General features: G+C 69.7%; 12 protein-coding genes. 4 read left to right on the top strand and 8 right to left on the bottom strand.

Translation table 11 applies throughout. The features are described from left to right. Nucleotides 1–85 precede the first annotated feature (85 nt). From AB0D12_RS25970 to eccE, 7 genes are all read right to left on the bottom strand, one after another. Nucleotides 86–1069 carry an ABC transporter ATP-binding protein gene (locus AB0D12_RS25970; protein WP_362687432.1) on the bottom strand — a complete coding sequence of 328 codons (984 nt, stop codon included), beginning with the start codon at nucleotides 1067–1069 and terminating at the stop codon, nucleotides 86–88. Continuing rightward, nucleotides 1066–1986, bottom strand: coding sequence for an ABC transporter permease (locus AB0D12_RS25965; protein ID WP_362687429.1), 921 nt, complete (start codon nucleotides 1984–1986; stop codon nucleotides 1066–1068). Before AB0D12_RS25965 ends, AB0D12_RS25970 begins: the two co-directional genes overlap by 4 nt. Further along, nucleotides 1983–3032 (bottom strand): ABC transporter permease, encoded by a 1050-nt coding sequence (locus tag AB0D12_RS25960; RefSeq protein WP_362687426.1) that lies wholly within the window; start codon nucleotides 3030–3032, stop codon nucleotides 1983–1985. The genes AB0D12_RS25965 and AB0D12_RS25960 overlap by 4 nt, the downstream gene beginning before the upstream one ends. Before the next feature lie 3 nt (nucleotides 3033–3035). Beyond that, complete coding sequence (locus AB0D12_RS25955; RefSeq protein WP_362687423.1) at nucleotides 3036–4847, bottom strand: ABC transporter substrate-binding protein; 1812 nt, start codon at nucleotides 4845–4847, stop codon at nucleotides 3036–3038. A gap of 170 nt (nucleotides 4848–5017) precedes the next feature. After that, nucleotides 5018–8188, bottom strand: a complete 3171-nt coding sequence (locus AB0D12_RS25950) for an SCO5717 family growth-regulating ATPase (protein WP_362687420.1) — start codon at nucleotides 8186–8188, stop codon at nucleotides 5018–5020. A 285-nt stretch (nucleotides 8189–8473) separates the two neighbouring features. Then, nucleotides 8474–9193 carry a hypothetical protein gene (locus AB0D12_RS25945; protein WP_362687417.1) on the bottom strand — a complete coding sequence of 240 codons (720 nt, stop codon included), beginning with the start codon at nucleotides 9191–9193 and terminating at the stop codon, nucleotides 8474–8476. Beyond that, on the bottom strand, nucleotides 9193–10488 hold the full coding sequence (gene eccE / locus AB0D12_RS25940) for a type VII secretion protein EccE (protein WP_362687414.1): 1296 nt from the start codon (nucleotides 10486–10488) through the stop codon (nucleotides 9193–9195). The genes AB0D12_RS25945 and eccE overlap by 1 nt, the downstream gene beginning before the upstream one ends. A gap of 223 nt (nucleotides 10489–10711) precedes the next feature. Between eccE and eccB the strand changes: the two genes are divergently transcribed. The 4 genes from eccB (at nucleotide 10712) to AB0D12_RS25920 (ending at nucleotide 14336) form a co-directional block, all read left to right on the top strand. Then, on the top strand, nucleotides 10712–12253 hold the full coding sequence (gene eccB / locus AB0D12_RS25935; RefSeq protein WP_362687412.1) for a type VII secretion protein EccB: 1542 nt from the start codon (nucleotides 10712–10714) through the stop codon (nucleotides 12251–12253). A 12-nt stretch (nucleotides 12254–12265) separates the two neighbouring features. Continuing rightward, nucleotides 12266–13513 (top strand): type VII secretion-associated serine protease mycosin, encoded by a 1248-nt coding sequence (gene mycP / locus AB0D12_RS25930; RefSeq protein ID WP_362687410.1) that lies wholly within the window; start codon nucleotides 12266–12268, stop codon nucleotides 13511–13513. 146 nt (nucleotides 13514–13659) lie between these two features. After that, entirely contained in the window at nucleotides 13660–14001 is a 342-nt protein-coding gene (locus AB0D12_RS25925) for a WXG100 family type VII secretion target (protein ID WP_362687407.1), read from the top strand. Between the two features lie 41 nt (nucleotides 14002–14042). Further along, complete coding sequence (locus tag AB0D12_RS25920) at nucleotides 14043–14336, top strand: WXG100 family type VII secretion target (protein WP_362687404.1); 294 nt, start codon at nucleotides 14043–14045, stop codon at nucleotides 14334–14336. 69 nt (nucleotides 14337–14405) lie between these two features. Here the strand turns inward: AB0D12_RS25920 and AB0D12_RS25915 are convergent, their stop codons facing one another. Then, nucleotides 14406–14651, bottom strand: a complete 246-nt coding sequence (locus AB0D12_RS25915; protein WP_362687401.1) for a DUF397 domain-containing protein — start codon at nucleotides 14649–14651, stop codon at nucleotides 14406–14408. Between the last annotated feature and the right edge of the window lie 19 nt (nucleotides 14652–14670).

Genomic DNA, 14670 nt, shown 5'->3' with positions numbered 1-14670 from the left:
GGGTCGGGCGAGTACGGCAGCTCGGGCGAGTTCGCTGGCTCGGGCGGGTTCGGCAGCTCGGGCGGGTTCGGCAGCTCGGGCGATGTCACAGCCGCTCCTCCGCTCCCGCCGCGGCGCCCACGCGCACGCACGCCGCCCGATGCCCGTCGCCCGCCGTGGCCAGCACCTGGTCCCCCTCCGCGCACGCGTCCAGGGCGACCGGGCAGCGCGGGTGGAACGCACAGCCGCCCGGCAGCGCCGACGGGTCCGGCGGATCGCCGGGCAGGCCGCGCGGCGCCCGGCGCGACGCGGGATCGCCGATGCGTGGGAAGGCCGCGGACAGGGCCTGTCCGTACGGATGCTCCGCCGCGCCGTACACCCTCTGCGCCGGGCCCTCCTCCACGACCCGGCCCGCGTACATCACCGCCAGCCGGTCGCAGGTGTCGGCGAGCACCGCCAGATCGTGGCTGATCATCAGCAGGCTGATGTCCTGCTCGGCGACCAGCTGCTCGATCAGCCGCAGGATCTGCGCCTGGATCATCACATCCAGCGCCGTGGTCGGCTCGTCCGCCACGATGAGCTGGGGGTCGCAGGCGAGAGACATGGCGATCATCACGCGCTGGCGCTGGCCGCCGGACAGCTCGTGCGGATAGGCGTCAGCGCGGGCGGCGGGCAGGCCGACCTGGTGGAGGAGTTCGGCGACGCGCTTCTTCGCCGCCGCCGGGGTCGCCCTCCGGTGCAGCAGGATCGGCTCGGCGATCTGGTCGCCGATCCGGTGCACCGCGTTGAGCGAGTGCATAGCACCCTGGAAGACGATCGACGCGCCCGCCCACCGCACGGCCCGAAGCCGCCCCCACTTCATGGTGAGGACGTCCTCCCCGTCGAGCAGGATCTCGCCGGTCAGCCTGGCGGATGCGGGCAGCAGCCGGAGCAGAGCCAGGGCGAGCGTCGACTTGCCGCAGCCCGACTCGCCCGCGATGCCCAGCTTCCGGCCGGCCTCCAGGCTGAGGTCGACGCCGCGTACGGCGGGCACCGCCCGCGCCCCGGAGCCGTATGTCACATGCAGGTTCCTGACCTCGAGCAGGCTCAACGAGCCACCCCCAGCTTCGGGTTGAGCACGGACTCGATCGCGCGCCCGCACAGCGTGAAGGCGAGCGCCACCAGCGCGATGGCGATACCGGGCGGCGCCAGATACCACCAGTGGCCCGACGAGACCGCGCCCGCCTCCCGCGCGTCCTGGAGCATGCCGCCCCAGGAGACGATCGTCGGATCACCGAGGCCGAGGAACGCAAGCGTCGCCTCGGTCAGGATCGCGCTCGAGATACCGAGCGTCGTCTGGGCGAGGACCAGCGGCATCACATTGGGCAGCACATGACGGCTCATGATGTGGCCGTGTCCGCCGCCGAGCGCCCTCGCGCGTTCGATGTACGGGCGGGACTCGACCGCGATGGTCTGTGCGCGCACCAGCCGTGCCGTCGTCGGCCAGCTGGTCACGCCGATCGCGATGACGACCGTCCACACACTCCGGGACATCACGGTCGCCAGCACGATCGCCAGCACCAGCGTCGGCATCACCAGGAACCAGTCCGTGATCCGCATCAGGACGGTCGAGAACCAGCCGCCGTAGTGACCGGCGATGATGCCGACGAGGGTGCCGATGGCCACCGACAGGGTGGCCGCCAGCAGTCCCACGGTGAGCGAGATCCTCGCTCCCCACACCAGCAGCCCGAGCAGTGAGCGCCCGAACTGGTCGGTGCCGAGGGGGAATTCACCGCTCGGCCGCTCCAGCGCCGTCCCCGGTGCGTTGGTCACGCTCTGCACATCGGCGCCGACGAGCAGCGGAGCGGCCAGCGCCACCAGCGCGATGAGCGCCAGCGCGCCGAGGCCGAAGAGTCCCGTCCGGTGGGTGCGGTACGAGCGCCAGAAACGCGCCACCGAGTCGCGGCGGCGCGCCCAGGAGAGCGAGGACGCGGTCTGTGTGGTCTTGGTGACCGGGGTCGTTGTCATCGGCCCACCCGGGGATCGAGCAGTGGATAGAGCAGGTCGGCGAACAGGTTCATCAGGATCATCGCGCCGGCGAAGACCACGAAGAGGCCCTGGACAAGCGGCAGGTCGGGCACGCTCAGCGCCTGGTAGAAGAGCCCGCCCAGGCCCGGCCAGGAGAAGACCGTCTCGACGAGGATCGAACCGGCCGCCACATGGCCGAGGTTGATGAAGACCATGGTGACGGTGGGCAGCAGCGCGTTCGGAACGGCATGCCGGCGGCGTACGACGTCGTCCCGCAGCCCCTTCGCCCGGGCCGTCGTCAGATAGTCGCTGCCCATCTCGTCCAGCAGCGAGGACCGTGTCACCAGCAGCGTCTGGGCGTATCCGACCGCGACCAGAGTGGTGACCGGCAGCACCATGTGGTGCGCGACATCGGTGACGTACGCGAAGCCGGTCCTGTCACCGGACTCCATGCCGCCGGTGGGGAACATTCCCGGGACGGGACCGACGCCCACCGAGAAGGTGATGATCAGCAGCAGGCCGAGCCAGAACGCCGGCACGGACCACAGGGTCAGCGCCACACCGGTGTTGAGCTTGTCGCCGAGGCTGCCGTGGCGCCACGCAGAGCGGGTGCCGAGCCAGAGCCCGAGCGCCGAGTAGATCATCACGGCGGCACCGGTGAGCAGGAGCGTCGCCGGCACCTTCTGCGTGATCAGTTCGCCGACGGGCGCGTGGAACTGGTACGACGTACCGAGATCGCCCGTCAGCGCCTTGGCGCAGTAGTCGGTGAACTGCTGCCACATCGGCTGGTCGAGACCGAACTGGCGGCGCAGTGTGGCCAGTTGTTCGGCGGACGTCGGCATGCCATGGGTCATGGCCTTCACCGGGTCGCCCGGGATGATCCGGAAGAGGAAGAAGCTGGTGACGAGCACAGCGAGCAGCGAGATCGCCGCGCCGCCCAGCTTGCCCGCCACATAGAGGAGATAGGCGCGTACGTTGCCGCTCGCGGCGCGGGCCTCGGGGACCCGCGCCACAGCGGTGGTGCTTGTCGTGCTCGTAGTGCTCATCGACTATTCACGGTCCTCCGCGCTGGAACGGCGGCGCATCATCACGAAGAGCCCGAGTCCGGCGGCGAGGACGACAGCCGCGCCGATGCCGATCACGACGCCTTTGGAAGCGCCGCTGTCGGAGCTGCCGTCACCGGCGGCCGGCTCGGCCGACCACCAACTCCAGTAGCCGTCCTGACCCCAGAGATTGCCCGCGGCCTCCGGCATCGTCTTGATGGACTTGATCTGGTCGGTACGGTACGCCTCGACGGCGTTCGGATACGCGAGGACATTCATGTAGCCCGTGTCGTACAGCCGGGATTCCATCTGCCTGACCAGGCCGGTCCGCCTGGCGGCGTCGTACTCCGCGGTCTGCTGCGCGTACAGCCCGTCGAACTGCTTGTCGCAGATGAAGTTGTCGGTCGCGCCGGTGTCCTTGGGCGTGGCAGGCAGTGCGGAGCAGGTGTGGATGGAGAGGACGAAGTCCGGGTCCGGGTTGACGGACCAGCCGTCGAAGGCCAGGTCGTAGTCGCCCTTGACCCACGGGTCGGAGACATTGTCGAGACAGTCGACCTTGAGCCCGATGCCGAGCTCGCCCCACCACTCCTGCAGATACTTGCCGATCGCCTTGTCGTTGGGGTCGGTGGCGTGGCAGAGGATACGGAGGTCGAGCGCCTTGCCGTCCTTGCCGACGCGCTTGCCGCTGCCGTTCTTCTTGTAGCCGGCCTGGTCGAGGAGCGTGGCAGCCTTCGCCGGGTCGTACGCGATCCTCTGGCTCGCGTCCGGCTTCCAGAAGTACGACTCGAAGCGCGGCGGGATATAGCCTTCGCCCTCCACGGCGTGCCCCTGGAAGACCTTGTCGACGATGGTCTTGCGGTCGGTGGCGTGGAAGAGGGCCTTGCGGACGGACGGGTCGAGCAGCGCCGTATGGCCGCTGCCGAAGGTCTTGCCGTCCTTCGACCTGGCGCCCGGGTTGGTGGCCAGGGCGAAGAAGCGGCGGCCCGGCGCGTCGTTGACCTTGATGTTGTCGGCGCTCTTGAGGGCGGTGGCCTGGGCGGGCGTGAGGCCCTGGACGAAGGAGACCTCGCCCTTCTGCAGCGCGGCGACCGCCGCGTCACCGTCCTTGTAGTACTTGAACACCAGCTCGTCGAACTTGGGTGTCCCACGCCAGAAGTCCTTGTTGGGCTTGAGCTTGACGAACTGGTCGACCTTGAAGTCGGTGACGATGAACGGGCCGTTGCCGACGATGGGGAACTTCTTGTCGTTGTTGAACTTCGAGAAGTCTCCGACCTTCTCCCAGACGTGCTTGGGCACGATCGGGACGTCGAGCGCCGCCATGGTGGCCTGCGGCTTCTTCAGCTCGATGACCAGTGTTTCGGGGTCCGGTGCGGTGACCTTCTTGAAGTTGGCCGTGAAGCTGCCATTGGCGGTGGCCGCGTTCTCGTCCGTCATCATCTTGTTGAAGGTCCAGGCGGCGTCCTCGGCGGTGGCCTGCTTCCCGTCGGACCACTTGGAGTTCTTCCGGATGGTGTACGTCCACGTCAGCTTGTCCGGGGACGGCTTCCACGCGGTGGCGAGGCCGGGGATCGGGTGGGCGTCCTTGACGTCGTAATTCGTCAGGTACTCGTAGGCCAGTCGGTGGATGGTGGTGCTGACCAACTTCTGCGCCAGGAACGGGCTCAGGGAGTCCACGCTCTGCGAGACGGCGACGGTGAGGACTTTCTTGCCTCCGTCGTCGGCGGCTTGGGCCGAGGGGGTTGCCGAGCCGGCCACCAACAGGGCGGCGGCGCCGTAGGCCAGAAGCAGTCGGATACGGGGTGGAACCTTTGTGGCCATGGGACGGGCACCTCGCGTCATCAGTCGCTCGGAGAAGGTGAAGCGAAGGTTTATCAGCGGTGGCGAGTTGCGTCAACGATCCGTCAAACCCCGTGTGGGCTGCGGGAATGCAATGAGGGCCCGCACCGTGGAGACGGTGCGGGCCCTCATTGGTTGAGACCTCTGTCGCGCTACTGCTGAGGGGCTGGCGGTGCCTGTGGAGGCTGCTGCTGCGGCCATCCGGCGGGCGGTACGGGCCCCTGCAGATCCGGTTGTCCCGGACCACCCGGCTGGCCCTGCGGACCGGGCTGGACCGGCTGGCCGGGCTGTCCGGGCTGTCCGTGGAAAGGTGCGGGCGGACTCGCGGGGGACTGCGCCTGGGAGGGCAGCGACTGCTGCCAGCCCTGCGGCGGATAGGGCTGCTGACCCTGCGGCGGCTGCTGGCCACCGTACGGCTGCTGGCCACCGTACGGCGGCTGGCCACCGTACGGCGGCTGGCCACCGTACGGCGGCTGCGGCTGACCCTGCGCGTACGGCTGCTGCGGCGGGTACGGCTGTCCGGGCATGGGCTGTCCGGGCATCGGCTGCCCCGGCGCCTGCTGGTGGCCCGGCATCGGCGGGGCCAGGTGCGGCGGCGGGTTGCCGTCCGCGGTCCACAACCCCTGCTGCTGCTGAGCGCGTACGAAGTCCTCGGCGATCAGCGCGGACAGGTTGAAGTACGCCTCACGGGTCTTGGGGCGCATCATGTCGAGGTCGACCTCGGCGCCGGCCGACAGGTGCTCGTCGAAGGGCACCACGATCACACCGCGGCAGCGCGTCTGGAAGTGCTGAACGATGTCATCGACCTTGATCATCTTGCCGGTCTCGCGGACCCCGGAGATGACCGTGAGAGAACGCTGCACCAGCTCGGCGTACCCATGGGCGGAAAGCCAGTCCAGTGTCGTCGACGCACTGCTCGCGCCGTCCACGGACGGCGTCGAGATGATGATCAACTGGTCGGCCAGATCCAGCACTCCGCGCATCGCGCTGTAGAGCAGACCGGTACCGGAGTCGGTCAGGATGATCGGGTACTGCTTGCCCAGTACGTCGATCGCACGCCGGTAGTCCTCGTCGTTGAACGCCGTGGAGACCGCCGGGTCCACGTCGTTGGCGATGATCTCCAGACCCGAGGGCGCCTGCGAGGTGAACCGGCGAATGTCCATGTACGAGTTGAGGTACGGGATCGCCTGGACCAGGTCACGGATGGTGGCCCCGGTCTCGCGCCGCACCCGGCGGCCGAGCGTGCCGGCGTCCGGGTTGGCGTCGATCGCCAGGATCTTGTCCTGCCGCTCGGTGGCCAGGGTCGAGCCGAGCGCGGTCGTCGTCGTGGTCTTGCCGACGCCGCCCTTGAGGCTGATGACCGCGATCCGGTAGCAGGACAGCACCGGTGTACGGATCAGGTCGAGCTTGCGCTGCCGCTCCGCCTCTTCCTTCTTGCCGCCGAGCTTGAAGCGGGCGGCGCTGGAGGGATTGCGGCTGCTCTTGGCCTTCTGCTTGCCCCGGACCAGACGGTCGGAGGAGAGCTCGACGGCGGCGGTGTACCCGAGCGGGGCGCCGGGCACGGAACGCTCGCGCTGGTCGTGCGTGACCGGCGTGGGCCAGGCGGCACCGGTCCGCGGGTCGGTGGGCGCGGCCTGCGGCTGCTGAGGAGCCTGTGGCTGGCCCTGCTGCGCGGGCAGATAGGGCGTGGCGGGCGCGGGCAGGTTCGGCGTCTGCGGCGGTACGGGCGCGTGTGCTGCGGGCTGGCCGGGCTGTCCGGGCTGGGGGAAGCCGTAGCCGCCGTGCGGGGCCTGTGCATTGGGGCCAGGGACGGCCGGGGGCAGCGGCACGGCGGGCGCGGGCGACGGCGGAACGGGCTGGCCCTGCTGCGGGAACCCGTAACCGCTCTGCGGCGCGGCGTGAGGGGGTGTGGCGGGCGCGGGCAGGTTCGGCGTCTGCGGCGGTACGGGCGCGTGTGCTGCGGGCTGGCCGGGCTGTCCTGGCTGCGGGAAACCGTAGCCGTGCGGGGCGGGCTGTCCCGGCACCGGCTGTCCGGGCTGGGGGAAGCCGTAACCGCCGTGCGGGTTCTGCGCGTCGGGGGCCGGGACGGCCGGGGGCAGCGGCGCGCCGGGCGCGGGCTCACCGGCCCGGCCCTGCTGCGGGAACCCGTAACCGCCCTGCTGCTCAGGAACAAAGGGAACGGGCGCGGCTGCCGGGGCGGGCGTCTGCCACGCGGGCGCGGCCTGAGGACCGTTCTGCGCCGGCAGCTGAGCCTGCGGCGGGGCGGACTGGTCGTTGGTCTGCGCGGATACCGGCCACTGCGGCGCGGACGTCGGTGCGGCCGGCTGGAAGGCGGGCGGCAGCGGCGGCAGTCCGGTGCTCTGTGCCGGGGGCGTCGGGGACCACGGCTGAACCGGCGCGGGCGCGGGCGGAGCGTCCTGGGGTACCGAGTCGGCCGGGGCGGCGTCCTGGGGTACGGAGTCGGCCGGGGCGGCGTCCTGGGGTACGGAGTCGGCCGGGGCGGCGTCCTGGGGTACGGAGTCGGCCGGCTCCTCGGCCGGTACCTCCGCGTCCGCCGGTACCTCCGCGTCGGCCGGGGCGGCCTCGTTACGGCGCTCGGCGTCGTCGCCGTCGGAGTCCTGCGGCTCGTCGCCGACCGAGTCCGCGGTGTCATCCACGGAGGCGGCCTCGGACGCGTCGGCTTCGGCGGCACCGGCCGGAGCCTCGCCCTGGGGTTCGGCTTCGGCGTCGGCGGAATCGTCCGCTGCGCCCTCCGAACCAGTGCCGGAGACAGAACCAGGGCCGGAACCGGAGTCGGAACCGATACCGGAGCCCGACTCCTCCGTCTCCTTTGCCGCGGCCCGCTCCTCCATCTCGCGCTTCAGCGCGGCCGGGGAGAACCGCATGGTCGCCCCGCTCTCGATATCGCCGCCCCCGAAAGGCTGCGGCGCGGGCTCGGCGGCCGCCTCAGCAGCCGGAGCCGGAGCCGGCGGCACAGCAGCGGGCGTGGGCGCAGGGGCAGGGGCAGGGGCAGGAGCAGGCGCCGGCACGGGTGCCTGAACCTGTGCCGGAGGAGGCGTCGGCGCCCAGCTCGGCTCGAAGCCACTGCCCGCGGGCAGCCCCGGCACCGCCACCGGCGGACCGTTGGGCGGCGCGGGAGGAGGCGTGAGCCCCTGCTGGCCCGCACCCCCGCCCGATGTGTCGCCCGACGCGTTCTGCGTGTACCAGGCCGGCGGGGTGTAGTCGATGGTGAACTCACCCGTCATCTCGGCGGGCTCCGCGTCGGACTGATCATCGACGGGAATGTTCCAGCCCCCGTGGATCTCGTCCCGATCGCCGTTCACTTTGCCTCCTGGTGTGGTCGAGCACCCTTGTGCCGTGGTGGGTGGGGGCGACCTGTTCGTCCGATCGGCCCGGCTCTCCCCCTGTAGGACGCGGCCAACATGCCCGCAGGTTCTTCTGCCGCTCCCTGTCCCACCCTAATCGTCAACAACCTCGGTACGGCAGGCCCGACCACGCGTCGGCGACTGTCCCGTACGTCACGCGCTGCCCCCAAGTGAACCGAGTGCGGCGGAGTGTAAGAAGTCGATAGGTCAAAATGGTACAACTGCGTACGGACTGATGGCCGCTCAGTCCATCCGGCGAGCGCTGCCCAACAATCCGGTCTCGGCGTCCGTGGCCTGCGTCATGACGAACTGCCGGTCGCGCGCAGTGCACCAGAGCGTGACGCCGTCCGCAAGAGTGGACAGCGCCTCAGTCTCGGGCCGCGGGAGATGCATGATGCGCCCGATCTGCGCGGCTTCGTCCGGCGAGACGCGCTGTATCCCGACCAGACCGGACTTCTCCATCAGCCGCGGTGCCACCGGGCTCAGATACGGCAGCAGCGTCACCACCGACTGCCAGGGACCCGAGACCACCCGCCCGCGCGGCGGCCGCATCCCGCAGTCCCGCACCACCACGACCGGACTGCCGGCCGAAGCGCCCTGCGGCGGCACCCGCCCCACATCGTGCAGCGATATGCACTGCTGTCCGCCGCCCGCCGCCTGGGCCAGCGTCGTCCAGGCGTGCGCCCGGCCCGTCTCCACGGTGACCCGCGCACCCGTCGCGGCCGCCCGCAGCGCGAGCACCTGCGCCGTCCACAGGCCGCCGATCAGCGTGACGTCGTACGCCGTGGGGCGGTTGATGCCCAGCACCGCGGGCTTGCTCTCGGCATCGACGCCGACGACCACTCCGTCGTCGCCGACCGGCAGCGCCAGCGAGGACAGTTGGTCCATCGAGAGCGCATGACGGTCCCGGCGCGGTCCGATCAGTCCGAAGCCGATACGAGGCTTGGCGGCAGGCACAGACATCAGCGGGCTCCCCCGAGCGGCAGTGTGGCGAGCATGCCGGGCAGTTGCTCACGGTCGAGCCGTACCAGCCCGGTCTTGACCCCGCGAGCGGCGCGCTCCAGTTCATGGCGCGCGGCGACCAGTTCCTCGTCGCTGCGCCCCGTGATGCGGACATGCCCGCTGACCGTCACGCCCTGCCGGTCGCCATGCCCCAGCGTGAGGCTGAAAGTGGTGGCCAGCGCGGGGATGGAGGTGAGCAGGGCGACGAGCTGCGGCATCGGGGCCCCGCCGCCGCCCAGTTGGGGCCAGCGGCTCACCCAGTACGTGGTGTGGCGGCGGTCGTCGACACGCCAGGTGCGCGAGGTCTCCTGGGTGCGCGACGCGGGTGTCTCCGCCCGGCTCGCCTGTGCGATGGCCATCGGGCTGGCGCAGGAGGAGGTGGCGATGGCCGCCGTCAGCTCTTCCTCGGTCAGCACGGTGGCCCGGAATCCGGCGCCGGTCAGCCGGCTCGCCAGCTGGTCGGCGGTCCGCACGAGGCACTTCTGCGCGCCATCGAGGCCGCCGCCGCGCGCCGCCACCGCTTCCGGGCAGAGTTCAGGGTCGAGCTTGAGCGCGATCCAGGTGATCCGTATCGCGGGTGACCCGGTCTGCGCCTGCAGCGGTGCGTAGTTGCGCGCGGCGACCGACTGCTGCGGCAGATGCGGTGCGGGCGCGGGCTGGGTGTGCTGGACGATCTGTGCCGACTCCAGCCGGATCCCGTCGACGTCGAGCACATCGCGCAGCAGAGCCATCGGCAGCGGCCTGGCGGTACGGTCCGGCCGCAGGGCGGTGGCGTCCGACTCGACCTGCAGCACGGCCGTCAGGAAGGTCCCGTCGCCGATCATGCCCACCGGTCGCCGGTCGCGGTCGCTGTAGGTGTACGTCCGCAGGGCGGGGTCGCACTCGACGGCGGGCGCGAGCCCCGGTTCCGTATCGGGCGGGAGGACCAGCGATGCGGCCCTGCGCCTGCGCGCGCGGAGGGCGAAGACGGTGGCGAGCCACTCGGGCATCGAGCGCCGGTGCCTGCGCAGCAGGGCCAGCAGCACCAGCAGCGCGGCGACCACAAAAGCGGGAACCAGCATCAGCGGATCGATCACCCAGGCCACAAGGAGCAGCGCCGCGGCGATCTCGATCAATACGAGCTGTTGCAGTCGGAACGAACCGAAGTGCCCCGGTCGTGCCTTGAGTCGGGGTGCCGCCGGTCCCTGGGACGGTGCGGTGGGCCGTACCGAGGCCTGCCCGTGGGGTGCCGGCCGCACCCGCGTCGCGGAAGCCATTAATCCGCCACCCCCCAGTTCATTAGGCCCCAATTCATCCCGATCACCCCTGTCCGGCCCTGCGCAGCAAGGCTCCTGGCGGCTGGATCACCCTACCCGCCCCACAAGCACCGTCGATCAACAGGCATAGTAGGGGGCCGGTCCGACAACCAGGGCCCGGGGACCGTGCTCATCACAAGGTCCCCACGGGGAGAATCAGTGCCTTCTTTACCAATGGGGACTCATGGCATCACGGCGGGATGAGCTCAACGCGTACACCTTTGCGAAGAAGCGCACGGTGGCGGCATTCCTCCAACCGTCCACCACGGGTACGGAGGAGGGGGCACCGCGCCCGATGCGGGCCGTCATACCCAGCATCATCGTCGGTGCGCTGGTCGTGGCGGGGTTCGGGGCCTTCGGCATGTTCAAGCCCGTGGCTCCCAAGGACTGGGCCCAGCCCGGCACCAAGGTGATCGTCGGCAAGGACTCCACCACGCGCTATGTCGTCCTCGCCACCGGCAAGGGCAAGAACCAGAAGGTCCTCCTCCACCCCGTGCTGAACCTCGCGTCCGCGCGACTGCTGCTCACCCCCCAGCAGTTCAAGGTGATCCAGGTCAGCGACGACATCCTGGACTCGGGCAAACCCCCGCGCGGCCCGATTCTAGGCATTCCGTACGCACCCGACCGACTGCCGTCCGCCAAGGAGGCCGCCGAGTCCAAGCGCTGGGCGGTCTGCGAGCAGCCCGGCGGCGGTAAGGGCGGCACCGTGCAGAAGGCGACCTTCGTCCTGGGCGACCGCGATCTGAAGCGGACCGAGGGCGAGCAGCGCCTCAGCGGTGGCCAAGTCCTGTACGTCAAGGGCCAGAACGGGCTGCGCTACCTCGTGGACGCCGGCGGCACCAAGTACCTGGTGCGCGGCAGCCAGAGCGATGCCGGGTTCCTCACCCGCGCCCTGGTCGGCAGCAAGGAGCCGCAGTCCGTCACCGACGACTGGCTGGCGACGCTGCACGACGGCACCCCGGTCGACTTTCCCGCCATCCCCGGCCAGGTCGGCGCGAGCGCGGGCATCGGCGGCGGGCTGACGGGCGAACAGGACCAGGTCGGCATGGTCCTCCAGGCCCAGACCGGCTCCGGGCCGCAGCACTACGTCGTGCTGCCCGGCAAGGTCCAGCCGGTCTCCGACTTCACCGCCTGGCTGCTCATCAACTCCCCGCTGACCGACAAGCTCAACATGCGCGGCGAGGCGGTCAGCGTCGACGCGGCGTCGTTCGCCCCGGAGAGCGACTTCTTCGGCGCTCAGTACCACTGGCCCTCGCTCAGGTCGAAGCAGGTCAACTCCCGGGGCGGCGACCGCGACACGGTCTGCAGCGTGCTGCGCAAGGTCGACGACAAGGGCCGTACGACCCTGTCCACCTGGGCCGGCTCCGAGTACCCCGCGGAGATAACCGCAGGCGGCACCAGCACCTATGTCACCCCCGGAACCGGCCTTCTCTACACGCAGGTCCAGGGCAAGCAGACCAAGCCCGACGGCTCGCTCTTCCTGGTGACCGACACCGGACTGCGGTACGCCGTCCAGGCGAACGGCGACAGCGACGCGAACCGCTCCGACATTGGCACGGGCGACCAGCAGAAGCAGCAGGACGGCCGCCCCGAGCCCAGCCAGGCGCAGATCCGGCTCGGATACGAGAAGGTCACTCCGACCCTCGTGCCGATCAACTGGTCGGAGTTCCTGTCCAAGGGACCCCGGCTCGACACCAACAGCGCGCGTCAGCCGCAGGGTTCGTAGGGGGTGCGACCGATGCTGCACCTGCGCAGGAAGACCGCGCTGCTGACCGCCGCGGCGGCGCTGACGGGTCTGTCGGCTGTGTCCCCGGCCGCATACGCCGACGAAGTCCCGCACCAGCTGGGCATCAACGGCAGCGGCGAGTGCACCTTTCCGATGAAGAAGCAGATCGAGGGGATCCCCTGGCCGCTCCAGCGGGTGCTGCTCGACGAGTTGTGGCAGGACACCAAGGGCAAGGGCGTCCGGGTCGCGGTGATCGACACCGGCGTGGACAACGCCAACGTCCAGCTCAAGTCCGCCGTCGACGCCTCCGCGGGGAAGGACCTCCTCAAGCCCGACAAGAACAGCCCGAGCGACGACAAGCGCGGCAAGACCGACGGCACGGTCGACGAGGTCGGCCACGGCACCAAGGTCGCCGGGATCATCGCCGCGCGCCCCCGCAAGGGCACCGGCTTCGTCGGACTGGCGCCCGAGGCCACGATCATCCCCATCCGCCAGAACGACGAGAAGAACAGCGGCAACGACAAGACGATGGCCACGGCGATCGAGCACGCCATCGCCAAGGGCGCCGACGTCATCAACATCTCCCAGGACACGACGAAGCCGCTCTCGCTCGACTCGACCCTCAACAAGGCGATACAGCAGGCGATCCAGAAGAAGATCGTCGTGGTCGCCTCCGCCGGCAACGACGGTATGGACGGCAAGCTGAAGGATACCTACCCCGCCGCGTTCCCTGGCGTTCTCGCCGTCGCCTCCTCCGACCGCAACAACGAACGGGCGGTCTTCTCGCAGGCGGGCGGCTTCGTCGGCATCGCCGCCCCCGGAGTCGACGTCGTCTCCACCGTCCCCGGCAACGGGCAGTGCGTCGACAACGGCACCAGCTTCTCCGCGCCGTACGTCGCCGGTGTCGCGGCGCTGCTCAAGGCCAAGTACCCCGGCTGGACCGTGCCCCAGATCATCGCGCAGATCGAGCAGACCGCCGAGCGCAGCATCAACGGCAAGGACAGCTTCGTCGGTTGGGGCGTGATCGACCCGGTGCGCGCGCTCAGCGGCGACGGCCTCCCGATCGACGCACCGCACGCCGACCCCGGCCCGCCGAAGCCGCCCGCGCCGGAGCCCGCGCATCTTGCGATGACCGAGACCGCTCAGGAACGCAAGGAGCGTTACGCAACCTACGTGTTGGGCATCGGCGTCGTACTGGTGGCAGTGGTCGCGGGGGCGGCAACGGTCATCCGGGACACCCGGCGCAAAAGGGCCCAGTGAGCCAAGTCTCCATACAGGACTTTGCAGTTGGAACTGTCGTATCAAGTGGATAGAGTGGCTGTAGGACTCAGTGAGGACTGTGTCCGTACGGGGGCGGCATCCAATCGGCTTCCGTCTACATCACCGTCGTAGGAAGAAGGGGCACGATGTCGGGTAGCGGCAAAGACCTGAATGTAACAAGTGGCGATATCACCGGTCTGTCCAAGCAGATCGACAAGTTCCAGACCGAGCTGAACAGCCGGATCGTGTCGCTCAACAGCGTGGTGGACCAGATCCAGACCGGCTGGAAGGGTGCGGCGAGCCAGGCGTACGACCAGGCTCAGAAGGACCTGAACCTGCGTATGCGGAACGTGCAGCGCGACCTGGAGAACCTCCAGAACCTCGTGAAGATGAGCGCCGACGGCTTCGATGCGCAGGAGACCGAGCGCATTCAGACCTTCCGCAAGATGGAAGCCTCGCAGGGCAGCAGCGCCATCCTCAGCATCTGAGCCGTCCGGATCCTCCGCAGAATCGCCACTAGGAGTAAAGCATGACGACTGCTGTCAATTACGACACAGTGACCACCGCGGCCGGTGACGTCCGCGGCACCTCGAAGTACCTGAACGAGCAGCTCCGGGACCTGATGACACACGTCAAGAACGTTGCGGGCAACTGGGACGGTGACGCCAAGCAGGCCTACATCGAGGTCCAGGCCAACCTGGCCCGGGACATGGACGGCCTGAACGCGGACCTGGCTCAGATCGCGCGTCTGCTCGACCAGTCCGTTGTCGGCTACCAGGACACGGACAAGGACAATGCCACCCGTTTCCGCATGATGCACTGACGAGCATCGAGCGAACGTCCAAGGGGGGTTGCCCGCGCAGGCGGGCAACCCCCCTTGCCGTACAAGCTCCTACCTGAGATCGAACTCGCCGTCACGCGCACCGAGTACGAACGCGCGCCACTCGGCCTCCGTGTACCGCAGCACCGTTTCCGGCTCCAGCGACGAGCGCATCGCGACCGCCCCGCCCGGCAGATGAGCGATCTCGACGCGCTCCTCGTCCTTGCTGGTGCCGGGCGCGCTGAGCCACTCCACACCGGAGATGTCGAGGGCGTACAGCTCTTCCTTCTGGCGTTCCTTCTCGCTTGCGTCAGCCATCGGCGCGGTCCCTCCCAGG

It is taken from the genome of Streptomyces sp. NPDC048479 (assembly GCF_040651435.1).
GTDB lineage: Bacteria > Actinomycetota > Actinomycetes > Streptomycetales > Streptomycetaceae > Streptomyces.
The sequence above is the reverse complement of the archived record's forward strand: the minus strand, read 5'-3'. Positions and strand labels throughout refer to the sequence as shown.

Coding starts and splice junctions, on each gene's coding strand:
- AB0D12_RS25965 (WP_362687429.1), bottom strand. CDS start 1,986: ATGACAACGACCCCGGTCACCAAGACCACACAGACCGCGTCCTCGCTC.
- AB0D12_RS25960 (WP_362687426.1), bottom strand. CDS start 3,032: ATGAGCACTACGAGCACGACAAGCACCACCGCTGTGGCGCGGGTCCCC.
- AB0D12_RS25955 (WP_362687423.1), bottom strand. CDS start 4,847: ATGGCCACAAAGGTTCCACCCCGTATCCGACTGCTTCTGGCCTACGGC.
- AB0D12_RS25945 (WP_362687417.1), bottom strand. CDS start 9,193: ATGTCTGTGCCTGCCGCCAAGCCTCGTATCGGCTTCGGACTGATCGGA.
- eccE (WP_362687414.1), bottom strand. CDS start 10,488: ATGGCTTCCGCGACGCGGGTGCGGCCGGCACCCCACGGGCAGGCCTCG.
- eccB (WP_362687412.1), top strand. CDS start 10,712: ATGGCATCACGGCGGGATGAGCTCAACGCGTACACCTTTGCGAAGAAG.
- mycP (WP_362687410.1), top strand. CDS start 12,266: ATGCTGCACCTGCGCAGGAAGACCGCGCTGCTGACCGCCGCGGCGGCG.
- AB0D12_RS25925 (WP_362687407.1), top strand. CDS start 13,660: ATGTCGGGTAGCGGCAAAGACCTGAATGTAACAAGTGGCGATATCACC.
- AB0D12_RS25920 (WP_362687404.1), top strand. CDS start 14,043: ATGACGACTGCTGTCAATTACGACACAGTGACCACCGCGGCCGGTGAC.
- AB0D12_RS25915 (WP_362687401.1), bottom strand. CDS start 14,651: ATGGCTGACGCAAGCGAGAAGGAACGCCAGAAGGAAGAGCTGTACGCC.